We start from the raw sequence: 1,037 nt of genomic DNA on the forward strand, positions 1-1,037 counted from the left end.
CGCATGCTGCTCAGGGTCGAACGGGGCAAAGGGGGACGATATCGCAACGCCATGCTTCCGGCAGACCTTCTGCCCCTGCTGCGGGAGTGGTGGAAGGCCGGACGCCAGCAGGGCGTGATGCATTCCGATGGCTGGCTTTTTCCCGGACAGGACACCATGAGGCCCATCAGCACACGGCAGCTCCATCGTGTGGTTGTCGATGCCGCGCGGGCCGCTGCGATCACCAGACGTGTGGGGCCTCATACCCTGCGGCACAGTTTTGCCACGCACCTGCTTGAGGATGGTGTCGATGTCCGCGTGATCCAGGTTCTGCTGGGTCATTCCCGTCTGGAGACCACGGCCCTTTATACAAAAGTTGCGACACGGACCGTGCGGGCCGTCATCAGTCCGCTCGACAGGCTGGGCATGCGGACGACCACGCAGGCGAGGCCCGACGGCTGATCCCCGGGCGGGGGCGGTCATGTCCGCCTCCCTCGAACTGGGGGACATCTTCCGGGCTGCCGGCCCTGCCTGGCGGGCAGCCCATACCGGCCGTCTTCCCCTGCAGCAGCTCAAGGTCATGTCGGCGATCGAACACTGTCGCACGGCGGCCCTTGGTGGTCATGTCGCGGCCTGCGGGGACTGTGGACACTGGCGGATCGCCTATAACAGCTGTCGCAACCGTCATTGTCCGCGCTGTCAGGGGAACGCCGCGCGGACATGGCTGGCCGAGCGGGAGGCCGATCTGCTGCCGGTCGGGTATTTCCATGTCGTCTTCACCCTGCCAGCGCGGATTGCCGACATCGCGCTCCAGAACAAGGCCGTTCTCTACGCCCTGCTGTTCCAGGCCGCCTCGGAGACGATGATGACGATCGCCGCCGATCCCCGGCATCTGGGCGCCCGCATCGGCATCACCGCCGTGCTGCACAGCTGGGGTTCGGCGCTGACCCACCATCCCCATGTGCACATGATCGTGCCGGGTGGCGGTCTCTCGCCCGATGGCCGGCGCTGGATCTCATCGCGCCCGGCCTTCCTGCTGCCCGTCCGGGTGCTGGGCA

General features: G+C 66.7%; 2 protein-coding genes. Both read left to right on the plus strand.

Annotation, left to right across the window (positions count from 1 at the left end; genetic code table 11):
• Window positions 1-441, plus strand: a 441-nt coding sequence (locus ACBR42_RS17095; protein WP_371208836.1) for a tyrosine-type recombinase/integrase, incomplete at its 5' end; no start/stop codon positions are given.
• A 19-nt stretch (window positions 442-460) separates the two neighbouring features.
• A partial coding sequence (locus ACBR42_RS17100) for a transposase zinc-binding domain-containing protein (protein WP_371208837.1) occupies window positions 461-1,037 on the plus strand: 577 nt, incomplete at its 3' end.

The organism is Komagataeibacter sp. SM21 (assembly GCF_041402665.1).
GTDB classification, from domain to species: Bacteria; Pseudomonadota; Alphaproteobacteria; order Acetobacterales; family Acetobacteraceae; genus Komagataeibacter; species Komagataeibacter saccharivorans.